Here is a 24706-nt window from a genome sequence, read left to right as displayed (position 1 = left end):
GGTGCGCAGTTCCCCGCGGGTCGCCTTCGCTCGCGCCCCTGGGTTCGTCCGGCTGGACGGGCTTGTTCCTGCGCCGTCGCTCGTGGGGTGCGCAGTTCCCCGCGCCCCTGGGGTTGTCCGGGTGGACGGGCTTCTTCCTGTGCCGTCGCTCCGGGGGTGCGCAGTTCCCCGCGCCCCTGGGGTTGTCCGGGCTGGCGGAGTTGTTCCTGTGCGGGTACGTCCGGGGGTGCGCGGTTCCTCACGCCCCTGGGGTCGCGCCGCTTGCGGTAGTCGGTCGGCTGCGGTCAGCGGTCTGTGCGGCGGGTGGTTCTCACCCGGCGCAGGCGGTTGACCGTCACGGGGTCGTGGGCCAGGGCCCGGGGGTCGTCCAGCAACGCGTTCAACAGCTGGTAGTAGCGCACGGGGGCCATGTCCAACCGCTCACGGATGGCCCGCTCCTTGGCCCCGGGACTCGCCCAGCTCATCCGCTCCAGCGCGAGGACCCCGACCTCCCGCTCACCCAGCCCCTCATCACCCACCATCCAAAACACGGTACGCCACCCGCACCGGACAAGGCCGCCACCTCAGGGGCGCGAGGAACCGCGCACCCCACGAGCGACCGCACAGGAGCAACTCCACCAGCCCGGACAACCCCAGGGGCGCGGGGAACTGCGCCACCACCGAACGACCGCACAGGGAAAAGCCCGTCCACCCGGACGAACCCAGGGGCGCGGGGAACTGCGCACCCCACGAACGACGGCACAGGAACAACTCCGCCCACCCGGACGAACCCAGGGGCGCGAGGAACTGCGCACCCCCGGACATACCCGCACAGGAAAAAGCCCGTCCACCCGGACAACCCCAGGGGCGCGGGGAACCGCGCACCCCACGAGCGACGGCACAGGAACAACTCCGCCGGCCCGGACGAACCCCAGGGGCGCGAGCGAAGGCGACCCGCGGGGAACTGCGCACCCGCGGACGACCTGTGCGGGAACAAGCGCGCCCACCCGGGGGGACCCGGGGGCGTGAGGGGTACCGGGGGACTACTCCGGTTGGTCTGCTCGCGCGGCCCCCCGCTGAAGTGCGTTGAGGACCACCGCCGGGTCCCCGCCCTCCGTCACCGCCGTCCCGATCCGTCGTTTGATGTCGGCGCTGACCCGGGCCCACGAGGTCTTCCCGACGGGGTACAGCTGGGCGGACGGCAGCCCGTCGAGGAACGTGACCAGTGCGGCGTCGTCCGCGTTGCCCGCCATCTCCTCCGCCGCGGAGACCGTCACGGGCAGCATGTCGTAGCGCCGTGAGAAGTCCAGGACGTTCTCCTTGGCGTAGACGAAGTCGAGGAACTCCCCGATCTCGTCCTGGTGGCCGTTCTGGCGGAACGCCATCATCCAGTCGGCGACCCCCATCGAGGCGTCGGCCTCGCCCTTGATCCCGGGCATGGGGACCATCCCGAAGTCGACGCCCTTCTGCGCGGCCTTCTGCATCAGCGTGGGGTGGCCGTTGAGCATCCCGACCTTGCCGTCGGTGAACGCGGCGAACGCGTCCGCCCGGTTCAGTTCGGCGGGCGGGACGGGACCGGTCAGCCCCTCGCCGACCAGTTCGTCCTTGAGCCAGTCGAAGGTCCGTACGTTGGCCTCGGAGTCGAGGCGGTAGGAGCCGATGTCGTCGGTGTAGCCCGCGCCACCGCTCAGCAGCCACATCAGCGTCTCGCCCTGCGCCTCCTCGGGGCCCAGCGGCAGCGCGTAGGGGTAGAGGACGTCCTCGTCCTTGAGGAGCCGCGCGGCCTCCTGGAGTTCGTCCCAGGTCCGGGGGGCCTTGGTGATCCCGGCCCGCTCGAAGAGGTCCTTGTTGTAGAAGAGGAGCCGGGTGGAGGACGCGAACGGCATCCCGTACTGGACCCGGGCGACCTCACCGGCGTCCGAGAGGGTGGGCAGGAAGTCCGCGTGGACCTGGATGGAGAGCAGGTCCTCGACCGTGTAGAGCTCCTCGGCGGCGGCGTAGTCCGCGTACGCGCCTATCTGGGCCAGGTCGGGCGCGTCGCCCGCGTCGACCATCTTCTTGACCTCGGCGTCCACGTCGTTCCACGACAGGACGGTCACCTCGACATCGATGCCGGAGTGTTTCTCCTCGAACGCGTCGATGACCTTGTCCCAGTACTTCCGGGAGGTGTTTTCAGCCGAAGTTCCGTAGTCTGCTGCGACCAGCGTCAATTTAGTGACCTCTGATCCCCCCGGGCTCCCGCACCCGGCGAGAACCACTGTCATCCCCAGCGCGGCGCCCGCCGCGATCAGACCTGTCATGCGACGCTGCACGCCTGTGTCCCCGCCCTCGGCGGACCGCCCTGTCCCCGGGGGCGGCCCTGCAATCGGTAGGCCGCGAGTGTCCCGTGCGGGCGCGCAAGAGGTCGACACCGGCCACGTATCACTTAGGCAACGGCCCGTGACCAAAGGTACGTACCGCAACTGGACTAGACCTCTCGCGGGTCGACACGCGACACTGTTCCCCGTGACTGCAACGACCCGGGTGACACCCCCCGGAGCCCCGGCCGGGAAACACGTCATCGCCCTCGATGTGGGCGGGACCGGGATGAAGGCCGCCCTGGTAGCCAAGGACGGAACGCTGCTCCACACGGCGCGCAGAGCGACGGGCCGTGAACACGGTACCGAAGCGGTCGTCGAGGGCATCCTCGACTTCGCCGCGGAGCTTCGTGCGTACGGCGTGGAGAACTTCGGCGTGCCCGCTTCCGCCGCGGGAGTGGCCGTGCCCGGCATCGTCGACGCCGAGGAGGGCATCGCGGTTTACTCGTCCAACCTCGGCTGGCGGGACGTGCCCATGAGGAAGCTCCTCAGCGGCCGTCTCGACGGTGTTCCGGTGGCCCTGGGCCACGACGTACGGACCGGCGGGCTCGCCGAGGGACGGATCGGCGCAGGCCAGGGCGCCGACCGCTTCCTCTTCATCCCGCTCGGCACCGGCATCGCGGGGGCCATCGGCATCGACGGCCGGATAGAGCCGGGCGCACACGGCTACGCGGGTGAGATCGGCCACATCGTGGTCCGGCCCGGCGGCCCGGAATGCAGCTGCGGACAGCGCGGCTGTCTGGAGCGGCTGGCGTCGGCCGGCGCGGTGAGCCGCGCCTGGGCCGAGGCCTCGGGCGACCCGAGGGCGGACGCGGCGGACTGCGCGAAGGCCGTGGAGTCCGGCGATCCGCGTGCCGTCAAGGTCTGGCAGGAGGCGGTGGACGCGCTCTCGGACGGGCTCGTCACCGCGCTCACCCTGCTGGACCCGCGGATGCTGATCATCGGCGGCGGTCTCGCGGAGGCCGGGGAAACCCTCTTCACCCCGCTGCGGGCGGCCGTCGAGCGGCGCGTCACCTTCCAGAAGATGCCGGAGATCGTCCCGGCGGCACTCGGCGACACCGCCGGCTGCCTCGGCGCGGGTCTGCTCGCCTGGGACCTGTGCACCGGCGCCGGGGGCACCACCGCGGTCACGAAAGGCACGGCATCCGATTCCGGACCACGTCGGTCCGGACCATCTGACTCCTCGGAGGTACCCGCCTGATGGCCCCTAGCAAAGTGCTCGCCGGTGCCCGGGTGGTGCTGCCCACCGGGACCGTCGACGGCGGACGCGTCATCGTGGAGGGTGAGCGGATCACCGGCGGCCTCACCGCCGACACCCCCGCCCTCGACCTGACCGGCCACTGGCTGGTCCCCGGCTTCGTGGACATGCACAACCACGGCGGCGGCGGCGCCTCCTTCACCAACGGCAGCGTGGACGACATCCTCCGGGGCGTGCGCACCCACCGGCAGCACGGCACGACCACCGTGGTCGCGTCCACCGTCACCGGCGAGATGGACACCCTCGCCCACCGCGCCGGACTGCTCTCCGAGCTGGCCGAGCAGGGGGAGATCGCGGGCGTCCACTTCGAGGGCCCGTTCATCGAGCCGTGCCGCAAGGGCGCGCACTCGGAGGCCCTGCTGCGCCACCCCGACCCGGCGGAGGTCCGCAAGCTGATCGACGCGGCCCGCGGCCAGGCCCGGATGGTCACCCTCGCCACCGAGCTGCCCGGCGGGATCGACTCCGTACGGCTGCTGGTGGAGCACGGGGTGATCGCCGCGATCGGGCACACCGACGCCACGTACGAGCAGACCGTCGAGGCGATCGACGCGGGCGCGACCGTCGCGACGCATCTGTTCAACGCGATGCCGCCGCTCGGCCACCGCTCGCCCGGCCCGATCGCGGCGCTCCTGGAGGACCCCCGGGTCACCGTCGAGCTGATCAACGACGGCACCCATCTGCACCCCGCCTCGCTCCAGCTGGCCTTCCATCACGCGGGTCCGGAGCGTGTGGCGTTCATCACCGACGCCATGGACGCGGCCGGGTTCGGGGACGGCAGCTACCGGCTCGGCCCGCTGGAGGTCGAGGTCAAGGACGGGGTCGCCAGACTGGTGGAGGGCGGCTCCATCGCCGGTTCCACCCTGACCCTGGACCGCGCCTTCCAGCGCGCGGTGACCGTCGACGGGCTGTCCGTGGAGGCCGCCGTCCAGGCGATCTCCGCCAACCCCGCACGGCTGCTCGGGCTCGCCGGCTCGGTGGGCTCGCTGGAGCCCGGCAAGTACGCCGACCTGGTCGTCCTCGACGCGGACTTCGCCCTCAAGGGCGTGATGCGCCGCGGCGAGTGGATCGTGGAGCCCGAGCTGGGCTGACCTACGGACAGCGGGACGGCGGTCGGCAGTGCGGTCTGTGCCGACCGCCTTCCGTTTGGCATGATCAGGCCCGGCACAAGATCAGGTCCGGAGCCCCTCGGGGCCCGGCGGACGCAATCCTTCCGGGGGAGGTTCACGGTGATCCTGACGGTCACGCTCAACACGGCGCTCGACCTCACCTACCGGGTGCCGTCCCTGCGTCCGCACTCCTCGCACCGGATCACCGAGGTGATCGAACGGCCGGGCGGCAAGGGGCTGAACGTGGCCCGGGTCCTCGCGGCCCTCGGCCACCCGGTGACCGTCACCGGCTTCGCCGGGGGCGGTACGGGCCGGGCGCTGCGCACGGCGCTCGCCGGACTTGACGAGGCCGGTCCGCTCACGGACGCGCTGGTACCGGTCGCCGGGGCCACCCGCCGGACGATCGCCGTGGTCGACGCGGCCACCGGGGACACCACCCAGCTCAACGAACCGGGCCCGCTGGTCTCCCCGGCCGAGTGGAACACCTTCCTGGAACGCTACGACGCGCTGCTGCCGACCGCCGCCGCGGTGGCCCTGTGCGGCAGTCTGCCGCCGGGCGTACCGGTCGGGGCGTACGCGCGGCTGGTCAGAGCCGCGCGGGCCGCGTCCGTCCCGGTGCTGCTCGACACCAGCGGGGAGCCGCTGCGCCGCGGCGTCGCCGCCCGGCCCGACATGGTGAAGCCGAACGCGGACGAGCTGGCGGAACTCACGGGCTCCCATGAGCCCGCCCAGGCCGTCCGGGAGACCCGGCGCCGCGGCGCCCACGCGGTCGTCGCCTCGCTCGGCCCCGAAGGACTGCTCGCGGTGACCCCCGAGGGCCGCTGGCGGGCCGCCCCGCCCGCCCGGGTGTCCGGCAACCCGACCGGCGCGGGCGACTCGGCGGTCGCCGGGCTGCTGTCGGGCCTGGTGTCCGGCGAACCGTGGCCCGTCCGGCTGGCCCGCGCGGTCGCCCTGTCGGCGGCGACCGTACGGGCGCCGGTCGCGGGCGAGTTCGACGCGGGCGTCTACGCGGAGTACCTGGAACTGGCCGAGGTCACCCCGGAGGGCCCGGCCGACTGAGTCCACCCGCTGTTTGACGCGTCCCCATCATCCCCAAATGCCGTACCGGCAAGGCGTACCGAAGCCGGTCCAGTCACCTCACACACCGCATTCCGCACTCAGGGCGCCCCCGTGCCAAAGGCGATTGCGGCGGTATGACCATTCCATTAACGTCACCTCCGCCTGCCCGCAATTCACTTGGGGGTCAACGGATGCGACTCATCGCGCGAACAGGCTCCATCGTGTGCGCCCTCGCGGCGCTCACCGGCCTCTCGCTGGTCAACGCCCCTTCGGCGGCGGCCAGTACCCCGTCCGGCTGCGGTTCCGTCTCCCAGATCGGCAGCACCAGGGTGCTCACGGTCGGCGGCATGAACGCGGCCTCGGTCAAGCAGTACGCCGGCTGTGGCCGCAACTACGCCTACCTCTACGTATGGCAGCAGTTCCGCAGCACGCGGACCGACTGGGACCTGTACGTCTACATCGTCAACCACTCCGACTCCGGCAACGACTACGGGGAAGCGCGGGTCGACAACACCAGACGGTCCGAACTCTGGGGTCCGGGCGCGAACACCACCGCGTACTGCACCCACGCGACCGGTTTCCTCGACAACACCGGCGGCTCCACCTCCACGGTCTGCTGAACCGTACGGGTATCCACCCCGCGGTGACCTGTACGGATACCCGCCCCGCGGTGACGGCCGCCCGCCCCCGGCCCAGGGCGCCCGGCCGGCCGTCACCGCCGTCCGCTCACCGGGCGTCGCCCGACGCCTTTCGCGTCACTGGGCGCAGATCTTCTTGTCGGCCTCGACCCGCTGGATGTCCTTCGGCGCCTTCCCGGGGCCGGTGATCGGCACGCCCGGGCCCTTGAAGTCGGCGCCGAGGGTGAGCGACATGGGCCGCGTCTCCGGGGCGTCCTGGGCGGTGGGCTTCAGCGCGGTGGCGGGCAGCCCCATCAGATCCGCGAGCTTGCGGGCCTGGTCGGCCTGGTTCGGCCCGTAGACCAGCGCCGTCTTCGCGAGCTTCTCCGGCGCGTTGCTCTTGTTCGACGACTTGAGGACGTCCTCGGTGTTCTGGAGCCAGTCGAGGGTCTTCTGCGCGGCCCCCTGGACCCCGCTGCCGTTGTAGACGTCGACCCGGACATCGGCGGCCTCGGCCCGGGGGCCCACCAGGAGCTTGGCCTGCTTGCTCCGGGCCGCCGCCTTGTCCTTCTTCTCCTTCTTCTCCACCTCGGTGAAGGACACATCGTTCTGGATCATGCTGAAGACCTGGGGCGCCTTGGTCTCGTCCAGCACCACGGTCGCCGCGACCCGTTCGGCCGGGTTGTCCTTCACCGGGACCGTCGTGAACGTCATGTTCTTGATGTCGACCTTGCCGAGCTCCTTGGCCAGCTCGGTCAGCTTCGGGATGTCCCCGATGCGCTGGTCGACGGTGAGGGCCTTGGTCGCGGCGTCGGCCAGGTCGAACATCCTGGTCGGGCTGCCGAGGACCTCCGTCTTCATCTTGCGGATCATCGAGGCGACGAACTGCTGCTGCATCTTGATCCGGTCCAGGTCGCTCTCGTTGCCGAGCCCGTGCCGGTTGCGGACGAACGCGAGGGCCTGCTCGCCCTGCACGGTGTGCTCGCCCCGGCCCAGGTCGAGCTTGGAGTCCTTGTCCTTGATGGGCTTGTCCAGGCAGACCTCGACGCCGTCCATCGCCGTGGTCAGATCCTTGACGGCGTTGAAGTCGGCCATCATGAAGTGGTTGGCGGGTATCCCGCTCATCGCCTCGACCGTGCGGATCGTGCACCCCGGGTCCCGGCCCGCGACGCCCAGGCTCTCGTTGAACCGGGTGTCGAGCTTCCCCGGTATCACCTTCTCCGACCCGTCCGGCTGTTTGGTGGGGCAGTCGGGGATGTCGACCCTCAGATCCCGGGGGATGCTCAGCACGGTCGCGTTGGTGCGGTCCTCGGAGACATGCAGCAGCAGGGTGGTGTCCGCGTGGCCGGTGGAGTTGGCGCGGTCGCCGTAGCTCTCGTTGCCCTTGCCGGTCCGCCGGTCGGTGCCGAGGAGCAGGACGTTGATCGGTCCGTCCTTCAGCGAGCCGCCTTTGGCCGCGTCACCGATGTCGATCGAGTCGATGTTGCCGTTGAGCCGGTCGTACACGAGGTACGCGCCCACCCCGGCGGCCACGAGCACGAACCCCATCGTCCCGCCCGTCCAGAGCAGGGCCTTCTTCTTCCCCCCGGCCTTCTTGCGCTTGCGGCGGCCCGGCCCGGCGGCCTCGGCGGCCCGGCTCTCGCCCCGGGACCGCGCGGCACGTCCCCCGGCCCGGGGCTGCGCGGTACGGCTCTCGCCCCGGGGCTCCGCGGCGCGGCGGCCACGCTGGCCCGGGACCTGGCGGTCCCCGGCGGGGGCCTTGGCCCCCCGCTCGGCCTCGGCCGGGTCGGAGCGGGGGCCGGGGGCGGCCGGGCGGGCGGAGGCGTCCTGCGGCCGGGCACCGGCCGGCTGCCGTGGCTTCCGGTTCAGCCGCAGCTCGTACTCACCGGTCTGCGGGTTCCGCACCCACTGGTCTGCGGGGTCGATGTCGTCCGACCGCCCGCGGCTTTGCGCGTCCACGGTTGCTGAGTCCTCCGTTGGTGCCGCCCGAGGCGCCTTGTCCTCGCGAAAGCGCCCGGTTGTCGATCCGAAAAGGTCTGACCTGCTGGCTGGGAACACCGGATCGCGTCAGATTATCCGCCCGGCCCACGGGGAGCCACGGCCGTGATCCGTCGCACGGCCCTTATATGCGGGCATCACCGCCGATTTCCCCGGCCGGAGGTGAATTCTTGGCCAGCGCCTTACCCCTTACCGGGGGTGACACCGACACCTCGGCGACCCAAAGCCCGTTCGTACGTGGGTGATTGACGTACCGACGGGTCGGAACGGTTCCGGGGGGGCGGGCGGATTCCGGGCGGCGGGATTCCGGGTGGCGGGATTCCGTGCGGCGGGTGACCCCGGGCGGGCGGCGACCCCGGGCGGGGGGCGGCCCCGGGCGGGCGGGGCGGGCGGCCCTGGCGGCTGCGAGGGGTACGTACCGGGGCCGGGGCGGCCGGGCGGCCCGGGGCTCGCGGGGCACGTCCCGGGGCCGGGGCGGCCGGGCGGCCCGGGGCTCGCGGGGCACGTCCCGGGGCCCTGGGCAGGGCTGGGGGCGGGCTGGGGGCCGGGGCAGGTCCGGGGTGGGCTGAGGGGCTGGGGCAGGTCCGGGGGGCCGGAGGCGGGCCGGGCCCGGACCTGGCGGGACTACTGCTTCTTCCAGCCCTTGACCAGCCAGACGCGGTCGATGTTGGCGTCACAGCTGTTGCCGGTCTCGCAGGACAGCTTGATCGTGTTGGTGCCCTCGTTCAGATCGACGTAGCCGTACGACTCGGTCCAGCCCTTCTCCAGATCGCCCTCCGGGGCGCCCGCGTAGTTCTTCAGGTTGAACGGACGGGTGTGGGCGGTGCCGTTGATCGTGAGGGTGGCGTCGGCGTCCTTGCCGGGTACGCCGTAGCCGACGTAGACCGTGTACTGGCCCTTGTCGGGGAGATCGTTGATCGTCCAGGTGACGGACGCGCCGACCTGATTGAAGCCGGTCACGTAGACGCCGCCCGCGGCCTTGGAGCCCTCCACGTCGGACGCGGTGCTGGTGCCGCCCTCCAGCTTGAGGGCCTTGGCGTCGAGGCTCGGCAGCTCGGCCGGCTTCTCGTCGTCCTCCTCCGGCTTCTTGTCCTCCTCCTTCGGCCCGGACTGCTCGGCCGTGGCGGAGGGGGTGGTGACCGCCTTGTCGTCGTTGCCCTTGTCGGCGTCGTCGCCGTTCATCATGACGACGGTGATCCCGACGACCACGGCGGCGACGACCGCGACGGCGCCGATCAGCAGGCCCTTGGTGTTGGGGCCGCGACCGCGTCCCTGGCCGCCCTGGGGGGCCGGGGCGGCACGGCCGGGGCCCTGGGGGCCGCCGCCGTACTGGCCCGGGGCCTGGGGGGCGCCGTACTGGCCGGGGCCCTGCGGCGCCCCGTACTGCTGCTGCGGGGGCACCTGGCCGTACGCGGCGGTGGGCTGCTGGGCGGGGGCCTGCTGCTGGGGGCCGCCGTACTTGCGCTCGCCCACCGGGCGGACCTGGTTGTACGAGCGGGGGCCCGGGTAGCCGTAGCCGCCGCCACCACTGGGCGGGGTGGCCCCGGACGCCTGGCCGTCGGCGTACAGATAGCCGAACGGGTCGTCGTCCTCCGGCGTGCTCGCGCCGTTGTTGCCGGCCGTCATACCTGGGTCACTCCTCAGCAGGTCCTGGTGCGTGATGCGGGCGAGCCTACCCGTTCTGGGTCATCCCATTGGGTGACAGCCGCAGCTCGCTCCCGCGTCCGAGGTCCGTCCGGCGGGACGCACTCCGTTCCCGTGCCGTCGCTCGGTGGGTGCGCAGTTCCCCGCGGGCCGCCTTCGCTTGCGCTTCCGAGGTCCGTCCGGCGGGACGCACTCCGTTCCCGTGCCGTCGCTCGTGGGGTGCGCAGTTCCCCGCGGGCCGCCTTCGCTTGCGCCTCCCAGGTCCGTCCGGCGGGACGCACTCCGTTTCTGCGCCGTCGCCCGTGGGGTGCGCAGTTCCCCGCGGGCCGCCTTCGCTTGCGCCTCCCAGGTCCGTCCGGCGGGACGCACTCCGTTCCTGCGCCGTCGCCCGTGGGGTGCGCAGTTCCCCGCAGGTCGCCTTCGCTTGCGCTTCCCAGGTCCGTCCGGCGGGACGCACTCCGTTCCTGCGCCGTCGCTCGGTGGGTGCGCAGTTCCCCGCGGGCCGCCTTCGCTTGCGCTTCCCAGGTCCGTCCGGCTGAACGCACTTGTTCCCGCACAGGTCGTTCGTGGGTGCGCAGTTCCTCGCGCCCCTGGATGCTGCCCCTGTGCGTCGCTCTTCGGGTGCGGGCCGGTTCTCGTCTTCGCGCAGTTCCCCGCGCCCCTTTGGGGCGCCATCTGCTTGTTCTTCGGGTCGGTGCCGGTCGGGATTCTCCGTCCTCGATCCGACACGCTCGGTAACACGTCCAGTGACTCGACTGAAGAGCATCGGAGTCTGCGAGCAGAGATTCCCGCCCACCCCCTCCCGCAGCCATGCGACTGCACGAGGAGGGGGGTTCCGCACCCGAAGGACGACCTCAGGGGGCGCCCCAAAGGGGCGCGGGGAACTGCGCACCCCCGTCCGACCCGCACGGGAACAAGCAGGCCCAGCACAGCAAACCCAGGGGCGCGAGGAACTGCGCGAGCAACCAAGGGCCATCCGCAGCCGAGCGGGAACCGCAAGAGGCGCGACCAAAGGGGCGCGGGGAACTGCGCAAAAGACGAGGGCGGACCCGGACCCGAAGAGCAGCCGCAATGGGGCAGCATCCAGGGGCGCGGGGAACTGCGCACCCCACGAGCGACGGCACAGGGACAAGTACGCCCAGCACAGCAAACCCAGGGGCGCGAGGAACTGCGCACCCACGGACGTACCCGCACAGGAACAGGTACGGCCAGGTGGGGAACCCCAGGGGCGCGAGCGAAGGCGACCCGCACGGGGACGAGTACGTCCAGGTGTGGAACCGCCGGGGCGAGGAACTGCGGGGCCGACGGGAGGGAGGACCAGGACTACCCCGCGCGACGCTGCTGCTTCGCCCGACTCCGCTTCTCCGCGTACATCAACTGATCCGCGGACTTCAGCACCTCTTCCGCGGTCATCCCGCACCGCGCCCACCCGATCCCGAAACTCGCCCCCACCCGCACGGCCCGCCCGTCCACCCGGATGGGCGGAACGATCGCGTTCCGCAGCCGCACCGCGAGATCCTGCGCGTCCGCGCTGCCGAGCCCGTCGGCCAGCACCACGAACTCGTCGCCGCCCAGCCGGGCCACCGTGTCGCCGTCCCGCACCCCACTGGTGAGCCGCCGCGCGACCTCGATGAGGACCGCGTCCCCCGTGTGGTGCCCGAACCGGTCGTTGATCGACTTGAAGCCGTCGAGGTCGCAGAAGAGGACGGCGAGCCCCTTCGTCCCGTCGTCGTGCTCGCCCTCGGGGGCGACGACGTGCACATGGTCGTACCCGACGACCGGCTGACCGGCCGGGGTGTCGAAGCGCTCCACCGCCCGCGCGGCCCGCTCGGCCAGCGCCTCCTCCTGGTCGAAGCCGTGCATCCCGGGCCCCCCGTACGCGGCGTCCGGGGACTCCCCCGCCGCCTCCCGCCCGTCGGCGGTCGACGCGGGCCGCCGGCACAGCCGCGCGGAGAGCCGGGACCGCAGCTCCGCGGAGTTCGGGAGTCCGGTCAGGGCATCGTGGCTGGCCCGGTGGGCGAGCTGGAGCTCGCGCCGTTTGCGCTCCTCTATGTCCTCGACGTGCGTCAGCAGGAAGCGGGGCCCGTCGGCGGCGTCCGCGACGACGGAGTTGCGCAGCGACACCCATACGTAGGTGTTGTCCCGGCGCGCGAGCCGCAGCTCCGCGCGCCCGCCCTCGGCGGAGGTGCGCAGCAGGGTGCCGATGTCCTCGGGGTGGACCAGGTCGGAGAAGGAGTAGCGCCGCATGGCGGAGGCGGGGCGGCCGAGGAGGCGGCACAGCGCGTCGTTGGTGCGCAGCAGCCGGCCGCGCTGGTCGCCGCCCATCTCCGCTATCGCCATTCCGCTGGGCGCGTACTCGAACGCCTGCCGGAAGGACTCCTCGCTGGCCCGCAGTGCCTGCTGCTCGCGTTCGAGGCGGACGAGTGCGCGCTGCATGTTTGCTCGCAGACGTGCGTTGCTTATGGCAATGGCGGCCTGGAACGCGTACATCTGGAGGGCTTCGCGGCCCCACGCGCCGGGCAGCCGGCCGTTGCGCGGACGGTCCACGGAGAGGACGCCGATCAGCTCCCCGGGCAGTGCGCCGTTGGCCCAGAGGGGGGCGAAGAGGCGGTCGGAGGGGTGCCACTCGTCCTCGAACCGGGGCTCCGGTCCGTCGGTGTACCACTGCGGGACGTCGTCCTCGTCGAGGACCCAGCCCTCGGAGTGCGGGATGAAGATCAGGCTGCCCCAGCGCTCCCCCATGCCGAGCCGCCGGTCCCAGGCGGCGCGCGGGCCGACCCGGCCGGTGATGAGGGCTTCGGCGGACGCGTTCCCGGCGAAGGCGGCGACGACGAGGTCGCCGTCGGGGCGTACCAGGTTCACCGCGGCCAGCTCGTACCCGAGGCCGCTGACGACACCGTTCGCGACCGTCTGCACGGTGTCCGCGAGGCTGCGCGCCGTGTTCATGTCGGCCATCACCTGATGCAGCTGCCGCAGGGTCGCAAGGCGGACGTACGGCTCCGATTCCGTCTCCATGCTCGCCCTCCCCGAGACGTCTACAGCAACTCCAAGGTCTCTCTGCGGCCGGGTGCGGCTGGGTGCACCCGGGTGCGGCGTCCCTGCCACTGAATCACAGCGAGCTGTGCACCCGGTACACAGGGTCAACAAATAATGGACCCTGTGACTCATGTCACAGTGGGTGAATATGCCAGTTGACGCGCATAGACCGGCCGCTCCGCCGTTTGCGGACGGCAAATCCACTGACCGCCCTGGTCCTGTTTGACGAGTGTTTCCGGGGCTGCGGAGGTCGGTACAGCAGCGCACGGGGGGCGCGTTCACACCAGAAGCGCGTGCTCCGGTAAATCATGGAAAAGGGTTTTGGATACATACGGTGTTGGGTATACACATCCATTTCCCTCCGCGAGGTACGCCGAAGGTACTCCGCGACGGGCCTCCGTGTACGGCAAACCGGTCCCGTGGTCCTAGGTCCATCGTCCGCCCTGGGGCCCGATGTGATGAACCGGAACGTCCGGTTAGCGTGATCTCGTGCTGAACACCTCCGCCCACGCCGCCGTCCCCTCCGCCCGCCCATCGGCCGGGCATGCTGAGGGGGTGACCAACGACGAGTTCCGCGCCGCGATGTCCCGGCTGGCCGCGGGCGTGGTGCTGGTGACCGCGCACGAACCGCCCCTGTCGTCCGACGGACCCCGCGGCGAGGACGTCGGCATGACCGCCACGGCGTTCCTGTCGGTGTCCCTCGATCCGCCACTCGTGCTGGTCAGCCTGCGGGAGGGCTCCCGGATGGACGACCTGCTCCTGGAACAGCCGCACTGGGCTGTTTCCGTTCTCACGGAGAGTCAGCGGCACATCGCGGGCCGCTTCGCGATGAAGGGACGCATCAGCGACCGCCTCCTCTTCGAGGACATCCCGTACACCCGGGGCGAGGTCTCGGGCTCCCCCCTGGTGGGGGGCGCGCTCGCGAACCTGGAGTGCGAGACGGAGCAGCGGGTGGCGGCGGGCGACCACACCCTTGTCATCGGCCGCGTCCTGACCGCGAGCCTGCCCAGCCCGGACGGCGGCCCCCTCATGTACTTCCGCGGGCGGTACCGGCAGCTGGGGTAGGCGGGGCGTGGCGGGCCCGTCGTCGCGCCCGCAAGATGGCGGGTTCCCGCCGACGCGGGTCCCGGCGGAGCGGTGGTTCCGACGCCGTGGAGGCTCCGATGCCGCGGAGGTCGTGGCGGCCCCGGCGACCCCGGGCAGACGATTCCGGTCCCGGGCCGCGAACGATCCGCCGCGCACGGCCCGCCGCCCCCGATCCGGCCGCCGAACGGCCATCGGAGCCGACCAACGGGTCCCTCACGACCAGCCGCGTCCCGAACGCCCCTTCTTCGTCTCCGCGCGCGCCTTCTTCTCCCGCAGCCGCCGTTCGTTGATCCCGCGCGGGATGCGGGTCGGTTTGCGGGCTTTGGGGGGCGGGGCCGTCGCCTCGGCGAGGAGCGCGGTGAGACGGACGGCGGCGGTCTCGCGGTTGCGCCACTGCGAGCGGTGGTCGGAGGACCGTACGGTGACGATCCCGTCGACCAGGCGGTCGGCGAGGCGGGCGAGGGCCCGGTCCTTCCAGACCTGGGGCAGCGCGTCCGTGCCCGCGAGGTCGAAGCGGAGCTCGACCTGGGAGTCGGTGGTGTTGACGTGCTGGCCGCCGGGCCCGGACGACTTGGAGAAACGCCACATCAGCTCGGCCTCCGGGAGGAGGACCGAACCGCGGATGACGTGAGGACCGGACATGCCGTCCATGGTCGCGCCCCGGACGGCCTCCCGTCACGCGTTTTTCGCCGGGTACCGGATACGCCGGGACCGGTACGGGGACCCCGCTTCCCCTCGAATCGAATACGCGTACGAGAAAATCGGACGCGACACCAGGAACCTCAGGGCATCCTGCTCACGTTCATAGAGGTGACGGTAGCTTCGTCCTCAGTACGGAGCCCGACACACATCGCATGGAAAGGGACATCCCATGGCTGTAAGCCTGTCCAAGGGCGGCAACGTCTCCCTCACCAAGGAGGCCCCGGGCCTGACCGCCGTCACGGTGGGCCTCGGCTGGGACGTCCGGACCACCACCGGCACCGATTTCGACCTCGACGCCTCGGCCATCGCGGTGAACCCGCAGGGCAAGGTCTACTCGGACGGCCACTTCGTCTTCTTCAACAACAAGCAGACGCCGGACCAGACGATCGTCCACACCGGCGACAACCGCACGGGTGAGGGCGCCGGCGACGACGAGGCGATCAACGTCAACCTCGCCGGTCTCCCCGCCGACATCGACAAGATCGTCTTCCCGGTCTCGATCTACGACGCCGAGAACCGCAGCCAGAACTTCGGCCAGGTGCGGAACGCCTACATCCGCATCGTCAACCAGGCCGGTGGCACGGAGATCGCGCGCTACGACCTCTCCGAGGACGCGGCGACCGAGACCGCCATGGTCTTCGGCGAGCTCTACCGCAACGGCGCCGAGTGGAAGTTCCGCGCCGTCGGCCAGGGCTACGCCTCGGGCCTGGTCGGTATCGCGCAGGACTTCGGCGTCAACGTCTGACGTCCGGTCCGGCTGTACGGGACCCCCGGGGCATCACGCCCCGGGGGTCCCGGCCGTACGGGGGCAGGGCGCCGGACCCCGCCCGCAGCTCAGCACGGCCAGGGACAGGAACACGGGCCGCTGGAGGTAGTGACCCAGCGAGACGTCACCCCCGGCGGCCAGTCGCGCGGCGGCGGAGGCGGCGCGGGCGGCGATCCGGGCGGGGTCGCGTTCGGCGGTGGAGTCGAAGCGGGGCGCGTGGGCGGTGAGTTGCCGTGCGATCCACGCCGCGGCCTCCTCGGGCTTGTCCCAGGTGCCCCGGATCAGGACGGCGGGCTTGAGGAGCCAGTGCGCGGTCTCGATGGGCGGAAGGTCGCTGGTGGCGAACTCGGCGGAGACCTCGCGGTACCGCTGGACGAGCTCCGGCCGGCTGCCGTGCGGGGGCGGTTCGGGGTACGGAGGTCTGCGCAGCGCCTCGTCGTCGAAACGGCTCTTGGGCCCGGTCCAGAGATAGCCGTGATGGTGCACGGGCGAGCCTGCTTTCGCCGTACGGGGTGGGGTGAGAGGTGCAGCCGGCCGGCCCCGGCCCTGGGCGGGCGGGGATCGGCCGGGGCCGACCGGGGTCCTGGGCGGGTCAGGTCCGCCGGGTCAGGCGGAGCGCACGAACCGGCCGGGGTCGATACCGGCGGCGGTCAGCTCCGCGGTGGTGAACCTCAGCGGTTCGGCCTGGGGCCGCTTGGTGTCGCCCAGGGCCCAGACGTCGTCATCGATACGGGCCAGGGTCACGCAGGACTCGCCGTCCGGGTGGGTGTTGCCACCGCAGGCGGTGGCGGTCACGAAGCGGGCTCCGTCGAGGGGGAGGGTGTAGAGGTCGCGCGGTCGGCGCATGGATGCCTCCTGGTGGACTCGGTAGGGGTGCGCTCAGCGGGGGAACCTGGAGAACTCGGACACGACGGTGAGCCGTACCGTTCCGTCGATGTCCTGTACGGCGGCCCGGCCGGGAATCAGATCCACGCGTCGGCGCTTGGCCGCCGGTTCGGAACCAGCACTGTTCTTCTTGCTCGGCATGGATTCATCTTCGGACGCCGGAGAAGCGACTTCCAGTGCCATTCCCGTTGCCGACTAAAGATCACGGAGTTCGTCCGCCCAGCGCGCGAGCAGTTCCCTCGCTTCGCCGTCGAAGAGAGCACATTCCTCGAACACGGAGAACACGGAAAGGTGTTCGGAGATGTCTCGGAAGTCGCGGAACACTATCCGGCCGGTGAAGTTCTCGACCGTCACCAGTCGCTCGTCATAGACGGTGAAGGTGTTCATGGGCCCGCGAGGCATCACCGTGCCGATCGGAAGCACACCGATACGGACGTTCGGCAGCCGGGACACCATGACGAGACGGTCGATCTGGCGGGCCATGTCCGGGGCGGGGACGATCGCCCAGCGGACGGCCTGCTCGGACAGCAGGAACGTGAACGTCTTCGAGGTGTCGTGGAGAACGGCCTGACGTGCCACCTTGCGGTCCACGATCCCCGCCCGGTTCCCCGGTACATGGCCGAGCCCCGCTGCCATGTACTCCGGCGTCGCGAGGAGACCGGTGATCATCGCGGGCAGGAAGTACCTGAGTTCAGCGGCCTCGGACTCCAGGGACCGCAGCTCCGTCTGGCGTTTCTCGGCCCCCTGGCGCCACGAGGAGCGCTTTCCCTGCCACTCGGTATTGGCGACCCGGGCAAGTGCCGTCACCTCGTCCGCGATTTCCCGCGGGGTGCCGAGCGCGCGGAGAATCCGTTCCACATCGACGGGACCAGGAATTCTCCTTCCCGTCTCGAACTTGCTGATCTGGGACTGCGACATGTTGCAACGCCGGGCAAGCCGGTCTCCCGTGAGACCGGCTTGCTTGCGCAACGCGCGCAGTGTCTGGGCGAGATCCGCTTGCGATCGGCCCAGTTGTCCCGGATCGAAACTCACTCGATCGACTTCACGTACTCCGCGAAGGGAACGGCGTGGGCGAGTGCTGTCCGCTGCCATTCCAAGTAGGGCGTGATGTCTCCGGTGAGCAACTCCCTGTTGATCTGGGTGCCGTCCGCCCGGTAGTTGAGGTGCACAAGTCGCACCTCGTCGAAGAGCCACCAGTCGGTGCCACCGAGGGGAAGTCCGTGGTCGTCATGGGTGATGTCGAGGACACGGATGTCCTCCCCGGCCGCGATGTTTCCCGGGATTCCCCATGCGAACTGATATCGCTGATAGTCGGTCAGCGTCTCGCGCACGACCCGGACCCGTCCAATTGTCCGTCCCGAGGCGACAAAGCCCCGCACCCGCTCGTGCCACCGTTCGTTGTGGGTCGGCGGCATGGGCTCGCCCCGGAGGAAGCGCGCGACGTTCTCGGCCTCATTGGGCATGGTGTAGGTGGGCTGGGCCTCGAACCGCCAGGCGTCCCGCTCGTAGGAGTCGAACTCCTGCCGCCATGCGTCACCAGCCAAGAGCACGGACGGCCTCCCTGAGAACGGACTCCGGAATCTCTACCAGTGCCTCACCCGGAGGCGGTTCGAATGTGTGGGACACCTGCCCCTGGACGACGATGGTGCCCACCATCGTGGCATAGATGTTCGGGCAGTCGTCGTCATCGCAGTTGGGTCCGCCGGACCTTCCCGTCAGTCGGGTCAGCTCGTCGCGTGGCATGCAACCTCCTTGTCCTCCGGCCCTGTTCAGGCCGTCGACCACGTACCGTACGCATCGCGCGGCGACCGGTCGACGGGGGAAGCGGGGGATTCCCGTTGCGGCATAAAGACGTGCCGCCGGCCCTCACGGACGGGACGGTTTGCCGGTGCCGTGGAGCCAGGTCGTCCAGATCTCGCGGAGGGCCCGGCGGTGTTCCGGGGCTGCGGTGCGTTCCACGTAGGACGTGAAGTCGGCGGTGTTCGCGTTGCGGTGGCGGTACGTGGTGGGCCAGCCGCGGAGGATCTCGCGGAACGCGGGGTCGCCGACCGTACGGCGGATCTTGTGGAGGACCATCGCGCCGCGCTGGTAGACCGGGGCGTCCGAGACATGCGCGGCGCCGGGCGGGTCGGCGGGCGGGAAGGCCCAGACCGCCTCGTTCGCGCCGGGCTCGTCGTAGTAGTCGCCCCGGTACAGCGCGGCGAACACGCTCTGCGCGGTGCGGCCCCCGTGCTCCTCGTCCCACAGCCACTCGGCGTACGTGGCGAAGCCCTCGTTCAGCCACATGTCGCGCCAGGTCTTCGGGGTGACCGAGTCCCCGTACCACTGGTGGGCCAGCTCATGGACCACCAGGACGGTGCTCGGGGCGCCCGCGTAGACGGGCCGGGTCTGGGTCTCCAGGGCGTATCCGGCGTCCCCCTCGCGGTCCACGATCGCACCCGTCGAGGAGAAGGGGTACGGGCCGAAGGTGCGCTCGCCCCACCCGACGATCTCCGGGATACGCGCCAGCGCCTTGCGCGAGGCGCCCGCCTCGACGGGGTCGACAGCGGTGTAGACGAGCAGGCGGCGGCGCTCGTCGCCACCCTTGATGCCGTCGGACTCCGTGAACCTGTCCGCCGCGATCTGCGACGTGGCGACCTTGTAGCGGCCCACCGCCACGGTCGCCGTGTAGCTCGCGAGCGGTTCGGAGCTGTGCCAGCCGAAAGTGGTGCGGCCGTTCTCGGTGCGCTGCCCGCGCGGTTCGCCGTTGGACACGGCGGTCAGCCCGTCCGGGACCGTGACGCTGATGTCGTACGACGCCTTGTCGCTCGGGTGGTGGTTGCCGGGGAACCACGCCATGGAACCGGTGGGCTCCCCCAGCGCGAGCGCTCCGTCGGCGGTGGGCAGCCAGCCCTCCTCGGAGCCGTCCGGGTCGGTGATCGTCCGGGGCCGCCCCGCGTACCGGACGGTGGTCCGGAAGTCGGCGCCCTTCCTGAGCGCCTTGCCCGGACGCACGGTCAGCTCCTGTCCGTCCCTGGAGGTCCGCGCCCGGTCGCCGTCCACGGTCACCGACCCGACCGTGAGACCCAGCAGATCGAGGTTGAAGGCCGTGAGGTCCTGCCCGGCCCGCGCGGTGAGCGTCGCCGTGCCGGTGAGACGGCGGGGACCCGGGTCGTAGTCGAGGGTCAGGGCGTAGTGGGTGACGTCGTAGCCGCCGTTGCCCATCCGGGGGAAGTACGGGTCCCCGACCCCGTCGGCGCCCGCGGTCCGGTCCCGCGTCCCGGTACCGGTCCCGGACCCCGTACTCATCCCCGTCCCCGTACCCGTGCAGCCCACGGCCACGACGAGCATCAGGCCAGCGAGGGCGGCCGTGCTCGTTGCGGCGGCGCGGCGTACGGGGCGACGGTCCACGGGATGGATCTTATGCACCGTTTGCCGGGGTTGCCCGCTGGGACGGATGGGTCCGGGGGAAGGTGGAGAAGGCGGGCAGGGCGGGCAAGGCGGGGGACGTGGGGAAGGGCGGGGAGGGCTGTCGGGTGCGGGAGGTCCGGGCCGGGCCTCCCGCACTCCGGGCGGGAACGGCCGTCAGCGGTTCAGCGCGGCCACGCCCGCCTTCGCGAACTTCTCGTCCAGCTCGCCCGACGGCGCGCCCGCCACCCCGATCGCCGCGACCGGCGCGCCCTTCACCGTGACCGGGGCGCCGCCGCCGAGGAAGAGGGTGCCGGGGATGTCCTTCAGGTTCGGCGTCTGGGCGAGCCGCTTGACCAGCTCGGACGTCGGCGCGTTCCAGGAGACCGCCGTGTACGCCTTCTTCGCCGCCGACTCGTACGACTGCGGGCCCGCGCCGTCGCCGCGCAGGGTCACCAGGGTGTTGCCGTTGCGGTCGACCACCGCGACGGTCACCCGCTGGTTCTCGCGCTCGGCCGCGTCCAGCGCGGCCTGGGCCGCGCGGGCGGCGGCGTCGACGGTGAGGTGGGTGGTCTGCTGGAGGTGCCGGTTCGCGGTGTCGGCGGTGGCCGTGGAACGGCTCGCGGGGGCCGCGGAACCGGCGCTCGCGGACACGGCGCCGAACGTTCCGGCACCGAGCGCGGCGAGCGCCGCGGCGCCCGTGACCACCTGGGCCCGCCGGGAGAACCGGCCGCCCGACCGGTGCCGCGCGCTCCCGGAGGACACGCCGACCGCGCCGGACCCGGTGGGCTCGTGGGACTCGGGGGACTCGTGGTGACGGCTCATGGGACGGGCTCCTTCGGGGTCGCCGGGCCTCACCGGCACAGGTGACGGCCACCGAACGGTGCGGTGGCCGGCGCCGGTGAGGACCGGTCCGGGGGACGGCCGGTGCGGTGACCGGTCCGGGTGAAGACCGGTGCGGTGTGACCGGCTCTGGTTCCGATCCTCGGGCCGGTTCGGGCCCGTGCCCGTCGGCGTACCGGCTGCGCGCGGGACGCGGCTCGGACGACCCGGGGGTCGGCCGATCGGATGACCCCGCCGGTACGGAGGCGGGTGAGAATGGGAGAAGTGCCCGTGCGGCGCGATGGCGCACGCCGTAGGGCGGCCGTTTTCCGCGCGGTGGCGGCGGCAGACGTGCAGGCCGGTGCCGTGTGCGGGTGCCGGACGCGGGTGCCGTGCGCCGTGTGCGGGTGCCGGACGCGGGTGCCGTGCGCGGATACGGGACGCGGGCGCCGTGTGCCGGTGCTCCAAGGACCGTACGCGAGGAGGACCACGTGGCCGCACGAACCCGACCGGACGGGGCCCCGCGCTCGACGGACCCCGCGGCCCCGGCCGCCTCGGACACCCGGGTCTCCGCCACCGCCTCCCCCGACCCCGACGCCCGCTGGCTCGCGGCCGTCATGCACTCCGCGTTCTTCCTGCTCCTCGGTGCCTCGCTCGCCCGTTTCCTGCTGCGCCACCCCGGGGAACCCCGCACCCCGTGGGTCATCGCGCTGTCCGTCGTCCTCGCGCTGCTGTACGTGCTCGGTCCCGTACTCGGCTCGGCCGCACCCACCCGGCCGCGCCCGCCCACGACACCCGACGGGAACGGGATCGGGGACGGGGACGGGGGCCTGGGCACGGACGGCCCGGACAGCGGCGTGGGGAGCCGTACGCCCGCGCGGCTCGCCGTCCTGCTGTGGCTGGCGCTGGTCGTCGCCGTGTGGGTGGTGCTCGTACTGCTCGCGCCGAGCTTCGCGTGGTGCGCCGTGCCGCTCTTCTACACCGGGCTGCGCATCCTGCCGGCCCGTCCGGCACTCGCCCTGATCGCGCTGCTCACCGCGTTCGTCGTGGCCGCCCAGCTTCAGCTCGCGGGCAGGTTCGACCCGAACCTGCTGCTGGCCCCGCCCGCCGTCGCGGCGATCGCGACGGCCGGGTTCGTGCACATGCAGCGCCAGGCGGCCCGCCAGCGCGCGCTGATCGACGACCTGCTGCGCACCCGCCGCGAACTCGCCGCCACCGAACGCCGCGCGGGCACCCTCGCCGAGCGGCAGCGGCTCGCGATGGAGATCCACGACACCCTCGCGCAGGGGCTGTCCAGTCAGCAGATGCTGCTCCAGGCGGCGGACCGGGTGTGGGACGCGGAGCCCGTGAAGGCGCGGACGCATGTACGGACCGCCGGGTCGATCGCCGAACGCAGCCTCACCGAGGCCCGCCGCTTCGTCCATGACCTGGCCCCGGCCGACCTCGCCGACGGCGGCGGACTGGTGGCCGCGCTGCGCGCGCTGGCGGTCCGCGAGTCCCGGACCGGGCCGCCGGTGCGGTTCCATGCGGAGGGCACGCCGGCCGCGCTGCCGGAACGCGCGGAGTCGGCGTTGCTGCGGATCGCCCAGGGCGCCCTCGCGAACGTCCGTGAGCACGCGGACGCGCGGACCGCCGCACTGACCCTGACCTGCCTGGACGACCAGATCGTGCTGGACGTCGCGGACGACGGCCGGGGTTTCGTCCCCGGGGCGTCGAACCGGACGCGGGCGGGGGTGCGCGGACACGGGCTGCCCGCGATCCGGGCCCGGGCCAGGGATCTGGGCGGCACGCTGACGATCGAGTCCGCGCCGGGCGAGGGCACCGTCCTGACCGTGTCGGTCCCGCTGGCCGTCCGCCCGCCCGGCCTCCCTCCCGAGGATCTGTCCGGCCGTTCCCCGGCCGCCCCCGGACCCGGAACCCCTCCCCCCGCCGGCCACCCGCCCCTGGAGCAGCCATGAGTTCCCGTCCCGGCCCCCGTCCCACCGGACCCGGCCCCGCCGCCCCGGTCCGGGTCCTGCTCTGCGACGACCACGCCGTCGTACGGGCCGGACTGCTGGCGCTGCTCGGCAGCGAACCGGACTTCGAGGTGGTCGGTGAGGCGGGCGGGGGTGACGAGGCCGTGGCGATGGCCGCCAAGCTCGGTCCGGACGTCGTGCTGATGGACCTCCAGCTCGGGGAGGGCACCGACGGGGTCGAGGCGACCCGGCTGATCTCGGGGAGCGGGGTCCGGGTCCTCGTCCTCACCACGTACGACACGGACGCGGACATCACCCGGGCGATCGAGGCGGGCGCGACCGGCTATCTGCTGAAGGCGGAGCGGCCGGAGGAGCTGTTCGCGGCGATCCGGGCGGCGGCCGAGGGACGTACGGCGCTGTCGGCGCCCGTCGCGGACCGGGTCATGGAACGGATGCGCAGACCGCGTCCCACGCTGACGGAACGGGAGCGGGACATCCTCGGGCAGCTGGCCCGGGGGCTCGGCAACCGGGAGATCGCACGGGCGCTGTTCATCAGCGAGGCGACGGTGAAGACCCATCTGGGCCGCATCTACGACAAGCTCGGGGTGGACACCCGGGCGGGCGCGGTGTCGGTCGCCAAGGAACAGCGGCTGCTGACCTGAACGTCCCACCGGTCCGGGTCAGGGACCCCACCGGTCCGGATCAAGGGTCCCACCGGTCCGGGTCAGGGACCCCAGCGGTCCGGGTCAGGGGTGTCGCGGGCCCCAGGGGAAGGGGCAGCGAAGGGGGCGGCGCGGGCGTGACACCATCACCTCTGTGCTCGACATCGGATACGCCCTCTCCAACCGCTTCCCGGACCCGCCACAGACCGACTACCGGCGCGCGGACGTCCGCGCGCTGCGCTACGACCTCTTCTGCGGGGACGTGTACCTGGCGGACACGAAGGCGGACCGCGAGCTGTCCACCGCCTGGGGGTGGGTGCCGGTGCTGGACTTCGCGTGGGCGCTGTGCGACACCGTGGAGCGGCTGGACCGCGATCCGCTGGGCGGCCGGGCGTCCGCTCCGCAGTACGCGGAGCTGGACTTCACGGAGTCGACGGACCGGATGCTCTTCGAGCGGCGCTTCGGCTGGGTCGACATCGAGGCGGAGTGGATGCCGGGCGGCGAGCCCCCGCTGACGTTCTCCCACACGGAGCTGCGCCGGGAGGCCCGTGACTTCCTGCACGATGTGATCGCGGACCTGAGCGACCTGCACGACGACCTGGCGGAGAACCCGGTGATCTGGACGCTCCAGTCCCGCTTCCCCCGGCTGCCCTGACCTCCGCCGGACTCCCGCTCCCCGGGACCCTCCGTCCCGTCCCGTCAGTTCTCCACCCGCACCCCCAGATGGGCGGCGAAGTGGCCCGCCAGATCCATGAGCTGCGGCGGGCTGATGACCGCGCCCCGCAGCCCCTCCGTCCCCCGGGCGATCTCCAGCCGGGTGGCACCCCGGAGGTCGACGTCCGTCATCCGGGCGCCGCTGAAGTCCACTCCCTTGAGGACGCAGTCGTGGAACTCGACGCGCTCCAGGGCCGCCCCGCCGAAGTCCGGCTCGGCGAGGACCACCGACTCGAACACCACGTCCTTGAGCCCCGCCTGCCGCAGATTGAGATAGTCGATCTTGCCGCCGCGGATCATCACCCGCTCCAGCCGGGCGCCGTGCAGCTGGACACCGCCCATCCGCGCGTCCAGCACCTCGGTGTCCCGCAGGACGGCCTCCGCCAGGTCCGTGCCGACGCCGCGCACGCCCGTGAGGACGGTGTCGACGAAGCGGGCTCTGGTCAGCCGGGTCTCGTCCAGGGCGACCCCGTCCAGCCGGCAGTCCAGGAAGTGGGCGCCGCCGCCGTCCTGCCCGGCGAGGTCGAGACCGGTGAACTCCATCCCGTCGTAGTCGCCGTCGGGCTCCAGGGCGGGGTCCATGAAGGGGGCCAGTACGGGAGGGCGGATCTCGGGCCGCCGCGCCTTCTTCACCGCCGCGTTTCGCGTCATGGCCCCATCGTGCACTCCGCCA

At 72.0% G+C, this 24706-nt stretch carries 24 protein-coding genes; 9 read left to right on the top strand and 15 right to left on the bottom strand.

What is annotated here, in order from left to right; translation table 11 throughout:
* Positions 1-284: 284 nt before the first annotated feature.
* Together AB852_RS03565 and AB852_RS03560 are read right to left on the bottom strand one after the other, a co-directional pair.
* Positions 285-521 carry a DUF3263 domain-containing protein gene (locus tag AB852_RS03565; protein ID WP_073785341.1) on the bottom strand — a complete coding sequence of 79 codons (237 nt, stop codon included), beginning with the start codon at positions 519-521 and terminating at the stop codon, positions 285-287.
* 501 nt (positions 522-1022) lie between these two features.
* Complete coding sequence (locus AB852_RS03560) at positions 1023-2291, bottom strand: extracellular solute-binding protein (RefSeq protein WP_399503392.1); 1269 nt, start codon at positions 2289-2291, stop codon at positions 1023-1025.
* Between the two features lie 193 nt (positions 2292-2484).
* Between AB852_RS03560 and AB852_RS03555 the strand changes: the two genes are divergently transcribed.
* The 4 genes from AB852_RS03555 to AB852_RS03540 all read left to right on the top strand — a co-directional run bounded on the left by AB852_RS03555 (position 2485) and on the right by AB852_RS03540 (position 6379).
* A complete protein-coding gene (locus AB852_RS03555; protein WP_342748454.1) occupies positions 2485-3537 on the top strand; it encodes an ROK family protein in 1053 nt (350 codons plus the stop codon).
* Entirely contained in the window at positions 3537-4682 is a 1146-nt protein-coding gene (gene nagA / locus AB852_RS03550; protein ID WP_073783456.1) for an N-acetylglucosamine-6-phosphate deacetylase, read from the top strand. Before AB852_RS03555 ends, nagA begins: the two co-directional genes overlap by 1 nt.
* A 138-nt stretch (positions 4683-4820) precedes the next feature.
* Positions 4821-5759 (top strand): 1-phosphofructokinase family hexose kinase, encoded by a 939-nt coding sequence (locus tag AB852_RS03545; protein WP_073783454.1) that lies wholly within the window; start codon positions 4821-4823, stop codon positions 5757-5759.
* Positions 5760-5950: 191 nt separating this feature from the next.
* Positions 5951-6379 (top strand): hypothetical protein, encoded by a 429-nt coding sequence (locus AB852_RS03540; RefSeq protein ID WP_143201169.1) that lies wholly within the window; start codon positions 5951-5953, stop codon positions 6377-6379.
* A gap of 135 nt (positions 6380-6514) precedes the next feature.
* On the opposite strand, the gene AB852_RS03535 is transcribed toward AB852_RS03540, so the two are convergent.
* From AB852_RS03535 to cdgB, 3 genes are all read right to left on the bottom strand, one after another.
* On the bottom strand, positions 6515-8335 hold the full coding sequence (locus AB852_RS03535) for an LCP family protein (RefSeq protein WP_073783450.1): 1821 nt from the start codon (positions 8333-8335) through the stop codon (positions 6515-6517).
* A 663-nt stretch (positions 8336-8998) separates the two neighbouring features.
* Positions 8999-10000 (bottom strand): carbohydrate-binding protein, encoded by a 1002-nt coding sequence (locus tag AB852_RS03530; RefSeq protein WP_073783448.1) that lies wholly within the window; start codon positions 9998-10000, stop codon positions 8999-9001.
* A gap of 1341 nt (positions 10001-11341) precedes the next feature.
* Positions 11342-13033, bottom strand: a complete 1692-nt coding sequence (gene cdgB, locus AB852_RS03525) for a diguanylate cyclase CdgB (RefSeq protein WP_073783446.1) — start codon at positions 13031-13033, stop codon at positions 11342-11344.
* Positions 13034-13543: 510 nt separating this feature from the next.
* Between cdgB and AB852_RS03520 the strand changes: the two genes are divergently transcribed.
* Positions 13544-14119, top strand: a complete 576-nt coding sequence (locus AB852_RS03520; protein WP_073783444.1) for a flavin reductase family protein — start codon at positions 13544-13546, stop codon at positions 14117-14119.
* A gap of 234 nt (positions 14120-14353) precedes the next feature.
* Here the strand turns inward: AB852_RS03520 and arfB are convergent, their stop codons facing one another.
* Positions 14354-14791 carry an alternative ribosome rescue aminoacyl-tRNA hydrolase ArfB gene (gene arfB / locus AB852_RS03515; protein WP_073783442.1) on the bottom strand — a complete coding sequence of 146 codons (438 nt, stop codon included), beginning with the start codon at positions 14789-14791 and terminating at the stop codon, positions 14354-14356.
* A 220-nt stretch (positions 14792-15011) separates the two neighbouring features.
* On the opposite strand from arfB, the gene AB852_RS03510 reads away from it, so the two are divergent.
* Complete coding sequence (locus tag AB852_RS03510) at positions 15012-15587, top strand: TerD family protein (protein WP_073783440.1); 576 nt, start codon at positions 15012-15014, stop codon at positions 15585-15587.
* A gap of 33 nt (positions 15588-15620) precedes the next feature.
* On the opposite strand, the gene AB852_RS03505 is transcribed toward AB852_RS03510, so the two are convergent.
* The 8 genes from AB852_RS03505 to AB852_RS03475 all read right to left on the bottom strand — a co-directional run bounded on the left by AB852_RS03505 (position 15621) and on the right by AB852_RS03475 (position 20705).
* Positions 15621-16094 (bottom strand): hypothetical protein, encoded by a 474-nt coding sequence (locus tag AB852_RS03505; RefSeq protein ID WP_073783438.1) that lies wholly within the window; start codon positions 16092-16094, stop codon positions 15621-15623.
* A gap of 120 nt (positions 16095-16214) precedes the next feature.
* Positions 16215-16454, bottom strand: a complete 240-nt coding sequence (locus AB852_RS03500) for a DUF397 domain-containing protein (protein ID WP_073783436.1) — start codon at positions 16452-16454, stop codon at positions 16215-16217.
* 33 nt (positions 16455-16487) lie between these two features.
* Positions 16488-16634 carry a hypothetical protein gene (locus AB852_RS39525; protein WP_178390931.1) on the bottom strand — a complete coding sequence of 49 codons (147 nt, stop codon included), beginning with the start codon at positions 16632-16634 and terminating at the stop codon, positions 16488-16490.
* A 54-nt stretch (positions 16635-16688) separates the two neighbouring features.
* Positions 16689-17525, bottom strand: a complete 837-nt coding sequence (locus AB852_RS03495; protein WP_073783434.1) for a helix-turn-helix domain-containing protein — start codon at positions 17523-17525, stop codon at positions 16689-16691.
* On the bottom strand, positions 17522-18043 hold the full coding sequence (locus AB852_RS03490; protein WP_073783432.1) for a DUF6879 family protein: 522 nt from the start codon (positions 18041-18043) through the stop codon (positions 17522-17524). Before AB852_RS03490 ends, AB852_RS03495 begins: the two co-directional genes overlap by 4 nt.
* Positions 18027-18236: a hypothetical protein gene (locus AB852_RS03485; RefSeq protein WP_073783431.1), complete on the bottom strand. Its 210-nt coding sequence runs from the start codon at positions 18234-18236 to the stop codon at positions 18027-18029. Before AB852_RS03485 ends, AB852_RS03490 begins: the two co-directional genes overlap by 17 nt.
* Positions 18237-18359: 123 nt before the next feature.
* Complete coding sequence (locus tag AB852_RS03480; protein ID WP_073783429.1) at positions 18360-19823, bottom strand: M1 family metallopeptidase; 1464 nt, start codon at positions 19821-19823, stop codon at positions 18360-18362.
* A gap of 234 nt (positions 19824-20057) precedes the next feature.
* Positions 20058-20705, bottom strand: coding sequence for a GlcG/HbpS family heme-binding protein (locus AB852_RS03475; protein ID WP_079184262.1), 648 nt, complete (start codon positions 20703-20705; stop codon positions 20058-20060).
* A 614-nt stretch (positions 20706-21319) separates the two neighbouring features.
* On the opposite strand from AB852_RS03475, the gene AB852_RS03470 reads away from it, so the two are divergent.
* The 3 genes from AB852_RS03470 to AB852_RS03460 all read left to right on the top strand — a co-directional run bounded on the left by AB852_RS03470 (position 21320) and on the right by AB852_RS03460 (position 23974).
* Positions 21320-22660, top strand: a complete 1341-nt coding sequence (locus AB852_RS03470) for a sensor histidine kinase (protein WP_079184395.1) — start codon at positions 21320-21322, stop codon at positions 22658-22660.
* Positions 22657-23319 (top strand): response regulator, encoded by a 663-nt coding sequence (locus AB852_RS03465; RefSeq protein ID WP_073783427.1) that lies wholly within the window; start codon positions 22657-22659, stop codon positions 23317-23319. The genes AB852_RS03470 and AB852_RS03465 overlap by 4 nt, the downstream gene beginning before the upstream one ends.
* A gap of 154 nt (positions 23320-23473) precedes the next feature.
* On the top strand, positions 23474-23974 hold the full coding sequence (locus tag AB852_RS03460; RefSeq protein ID WP_073783425.1) for a hypothetical protein: 501 nt from the start codon (positions 23474-23476) through the stop codon (positions 23972-23974).
* A 44-nt stretch (positions 23975-24018) separates the two neighbouring features.
* Here AB852_RS03460 and AB852_RS03455 read toward each other — a convergent pair whose 3' ends face one another.
* Entirely contained in the window at positions 24019-24684 is a 666-nt protein-coding gene (locus tag AB852_RS03455) for a pentapeptide repeat-containing protein (RefSeq protein WP_079184261.1), read from the bottom strand.
* Positions 24685-24706: the final 22 nt, after the last annotated feature.

Origin of the sequence: Streptomyces uncialis (genome assembly GCF_001905345.1) — a bacterium.
Lineage (GTDB): Bacteria > Actinomycetota > Actinomycetes > Streptomycetales > Streptomycetaceae > Streptomyces > Streptomyces uncialis.
This window is presented reverse-complemented; position numbering and strand designations above follow the sequence as displayed.

Excerpts from the sequence above, each read along its gene's own strand:
- AB852_RS03530 (WP_073783448.1), bottom strand. The coding sequence starts at position 10,000 with ATGACGGCCGGCAACAACGGCGCGAGCACGCCGGAGGACGACGACCCG.
- cdgB (WP_073783446.1), bottom strand. The coding sequence starts at position 13,033 with ATGGAGACGGAATCGGAGCCGTACGTCCGCCTTGCGACCCTGCGGCAG.
- AB852_RS03455 (WP_079184261.1), bottom strand. The coding sequence starts at position 24,684 with ATGACGCGAAACGCGGCGGTGAAGAAGGCGCGGCGGCCCGAGATCCGC.
- AB852_RS03480 (WP_073783429.1), bottom strand. The coding sequence starts at position 19,823 with ATGCTCGTCGTGGCCGTGGGCTGCACGGGTACGGGGACGGGGATGAGT.
- AB852_RS03470 (WP_079184395.1), top strand. The coding sequence starts at position 21,320 with ATGCACTCCGCGTTCTTCCTGCTCCTCGGTGCCTCGCTCGCCCGTTTC.
- AB852_RS03565 (WP_073785341.1), bottom strand. The coding sequence starts at position 521 with ATGGTGGGTGATGAGGGGCTGGGTGAGCGGGAGGTCGGGGTCCTCGCG.
- AB852_RS03485 (WP_073783431.1), bottom strand. The coding sequence starts at position 18,236 with ATGCCACGCGACGAGCTGACCCGACTGACGGGAAGGTCCGGCGGACCC.
- AB852_RS03540 (WP_143201169.1), top strand. The coding sequence starts at position 5,951 with ATGCGACTCATCGCGCGAACAGGCTCCATCGTGTGCGCCCTCGCGGCG.
- nagA (WP_073783456.1), top strand. The coding sequence starts at position 3,537 with ATGGCCCCTAGCAAAGTGCTCGCCGGTGCCCGGGTGGTGCTGCCCACC.
- AB852_RS03500 (WP_073783436.1), bottom strand. The coding sequence starts at position 16,454 with ATGCGCCGACCGCGCGACCTCTACACCCTCCCCCTCGACGGAGCCCGC.
- arfB (WP_073783442.1), bottom strand. The coding sequence starts at position 14,791 with ATGGACGGCATGTCCGGTCCTCACGTCATCCGCGGTTCGGTCCTCCTC.
- AB852_RS39525 (WP_178390931.1), bottom strand. The coding sequence starts at position 16,634 with ATGCCGAGCAAGAAGAACAGTGCTGGTTCCGAACCGGCGGCCAAGCGC.
- AB852_RS03510 (WP_073783440.1), top strand. The coding sequence starts at position 15,012 with ATGGCTGTAAGCCTGTCCAAGGGCGGCAACGTCTCCCTCACCAAGGAG.
- AB852_RS03475 (WP_079184262.1), bottom strand. The coding sequence starts at position 20,705 with ATGAGCCGTCACCACGAGTCCCCCGAGTCCCACGAGCCCACCGGGTCC.
- AB852_RS03465 (WP_073783427.1), top strand. The coding sequence starts at position 22,657 with ATGAGTTCCCGTCCCGGCCCCCGTCCCACCGGACCCGGCCCCGCCGCC.